Genomic DNA, 1112 nt, shown 5'->3' on the forward strand with positions numbered 1-1112 from the left:
CCTTGGTCCCAAACCAAGTGCTCTACCAAGCTGAGCTACTTCCCGTATAATGGCGCGCCCGAGAGGAGTCGAACCCCTAACCTTCTGATCCGTAGTCAGACGCTCTATCCAATTGAGCTACGGGCGCATATGAGATTATGGTGCCGAGGGCCGGACTCGAACCGGCACGGTGGGTGACCCACCGCAGGATTTTAAGTCCTGTGCGTCTGCCAATTCCGCCACCCCGGCTTGACATGTTTTTCATATGGACTATCATGTTGTTCAGTTATAAGTATATTAAAGTAACTATTGGAGCGGAAGACGGGATTCGAACCCGCGACCCCCACCTTGGCAAGGTGGTGTTCTACCACTGAACTACTTCCGCAATAAGTGCGGGTGGAGGGACTTGAACCCCCACGCCGTGAAGCACTAGATCCTAAATCTAGCGTGTCTGCCAATTCCACCACACCCGCAGGCAAATGGTGAGCCATGAAGGATTCGAACCTTCGACCCTCTGATTAAAAGTCAGATGCTCTACCAACTGAGCTAATGGCTCAAAACTTAAGATAAGTTAAAACAACTCATGGTGCCGGCCAGAGGACTTGAACCCCCAACCTACTGATTACAAATCAGTTGCTCTGCCAGTTGAGCTAGGCCGGCAACTACAGAAATAAATGGTGGAGGATGCAGGGCTCGAACCTGCGACCCCTTGCTTGTAAGGCAAGTGCTCTCCCAGCTGAGCTAATCCTCCGGATTATATAAAGTTTGGCGGCGTCCTACTCTCACGGGGATCGACCCGACTACCATCGGCGCTGAAGAGCTTAACTTCTGTGTTCGGCATGGGAACAGGTGTGACCTCTTCGCCTTCACCACCAAACCTTATTCTTTTTTCAAGGACAAGATATATTATATTGTCCTGCGAGAAAAAATTCAAGGGTAAATTACAATTTTTTTGTAAACCCTCAAAACTGGATAAGGATCATTCAACCATCGGACGAGCGAACGTTCTCTTCCGACTTCTTTTTTAAAGGATAGATAAGTCATCGATCCATTAGTATCCGTCAGCTCCACGTGTCACCACGCTTCCACCTCGGACCTATCAACCTCATCGTCTCTGAGGGATCTTACTTACT

Annotated in this window: 7 tRNA genes and 2 rRNA genes; all 9 read right to left on the bottom strand. The window is 49.2% G+C overall.

Annotated elements, in window-relative coordinates:
• Positions 1–50: 50 nt before the first annotated feature.
• Positions 51–127, bottom strand: a tRNA-Arg gene (locus ACTWPM_RS20610).
• 11 nt (positions 128–138) lie between these two features.
• Positions 139–228: transfer RNA gene (locus ACTWPM_RS20615), tRNA-Leu, on the bottom strand.
• Between the two features lie 61 nt (positions 229–289).
• Positions 290–364 (bottom strand) — tRNA-Gly (locus ACTWPM_RS20620).
• 6 nt (positions 365–370) lie between these two features.
• Positions 371–452: transfer RNA gene (locus ACTWPM_RS20625), tRNA-Leu, on the bottom strand.
• Between the two features lie 7 nt (positions 453–459).
• Positions 460–535, bottom strand: a tRNA-Lys gene (locus ACTWPM_RS20630).
• A gap of 28 nt (positions 536–563) precedes the next feature.
• A tRNA-Thr gene (locus ACTWPM_RS20635) sits at positions 564–639 on the bottom strand.
• A 15-nt stretch (positions 640–654) separates the two neighbouring features.
• Positions 655–730, bottom strand: a tRNA-Val gene (locus ACTWPM_RS20640).
• Between the two features lie 12 nt (positions 731–742).
• Positions 743–856 (bottom strand): 5S ribosomal RNA (gene rrf / locus ACTWPM_RS20645).
• A 154-nt stretch (positions 857–1010) separates the two neighbouring features.
• Positions 1011–1112, bottom strand: a 23S ribosomal RNA gene (locus ACTWPM_RS20650); the annotation flags it as partial.

It is taken from the genome of Halobacillus sp. K22, assembly GCF_052246795.1.
Lineage (GTDB): Bacteria > Bacillota > Bacilli > Bacillales > Halobacillaceae > Halobacillus.